The sequence below is a fragment of the Sphaerospermopsis sp. LEGE 08334 genome, assembly GCF_015207205.1.
Classification (GTDB): Bacteria; Cyanobacteriota; Cyanobacteriia; order Cyanobacteriales; family Nostocaceae; genus Sphaerospermopsis.
In genome coordinates this window covers 1-1,246 of sequence record NZ_JADEXH010000110.1, presented here as the reverse complement: position 1 = coordinate 1,246, position 1,246 = coordinate 1, and the positions used below count along the sequence as shown (strand labels likewise).

The 1,246-nt window shown below is 43.6% G+C and carries 1 protein-coding gene; it reads left to right on the top strand.

Annotation, left to right across the window (positions count from 1 at the left end):
• A partial coding sequence (locus IQ237_RS25945; protein ID WP_228020722.1) for a class I SAM-dependent methyltransferase occupies positions 1–1,246 on the top strand: 1,246 nt, incomplete at both ends.

Sequence of the window (1,246 nt, the reverse complement as noted above, 5' to 3'; positions counted from 1 at the left end):
AAGAGTATTGGGGATGTGATTATTCCAGTGCGGCTATCCGGCAGGTTGAGCAAATATGTCAAAGGGTTGCTGGGTTAGAAAATGTGCGCTTACTGCACCAAATGGCAGATAACTTTACAAATATTCCCCAAGGAAACTTTGATACTGTAGTGATTAACTCGGTAGTGCAGTATTTCCCCAGTGTGGAGTATTTGTTGCAGGTGATCGAAGGAGCAATTACGGCAATTGCCCAACAAGGTAAAATCTTTATGGGTGATATCCGCAACTTGTCTCTGTTGCAACCATTCCATGCGGCTGTGCAGTTGTCCCAAGCTGCTGAAGACAGAACAATTGAGCAATGGCAGCAGCAGGTAAATCAGAGTGTATCCACAGAAGAAGAATTACTGATTAATCCTGGTTTCTTCATCGCCCTTCAACAACGTTTCCCCCAAATTACTTGGGTAGAGATTCAACCTAAACGGGGTTACGCCGAAAACGAGTTAACTCAATTCCGCTATGATGTCACGTTGCATATCAATGCTGATGTCCCAGCAAATGTAGTTCCTTGGTTAAACTGGCAACTAGATCAGTTGTCGTTTGCCCAGGTGGAAAATCAACTACAACAGGAACAGCCAGAACTGTTAGGAATTAGGGGTGTACCTAATCAAAGGTTACAGCAAGCACTACAGATTTGGCAATGGTGGGAAAATCCCCCATCTGTGGAAACAGTAGGACAACTGCGGGAATTACTGACACAACAACCAAAATTGGGTATCAATCCAGAAGAGTTTTATCAGTTAGGGCAACAACTTGGTTACACTGTCTACACCAGTTGGTGGGGTGGTAGTCAAGATGGGGCTTATGATGTGGTATTCTGTCGCAAAAATGGAGTAAAAGCGACTTTTTGGGATAATTCCGGTATTATTCCTCAATCTTGGACTGATTACACGAATAATCCCCTATATGGCAAGTTAGTACAGAAGCTAGTGCCACAGGTGCGGTCTTTTATCCAAGAAAAGCTACCAAATTATATGGTTCCGCAAGCTTTTGTCTTGCTTAATAGTCTGCCGTTGACACCGAATGGTAAGGTAGACAGACGCGCTTTACCAGCACCGGATACGGCTACTAGAAGTCTGGCAACTAATTTTGTTTCTCCTCGTACACCTTTGGAAGCTCAGTTGGTGCAAATTTGGAGTGAAGTTCTAGCTACTGAGCGCATTGGTGTAAATGACAACTTCTTTGAATTGGGAGGACATTCTTTATTAGC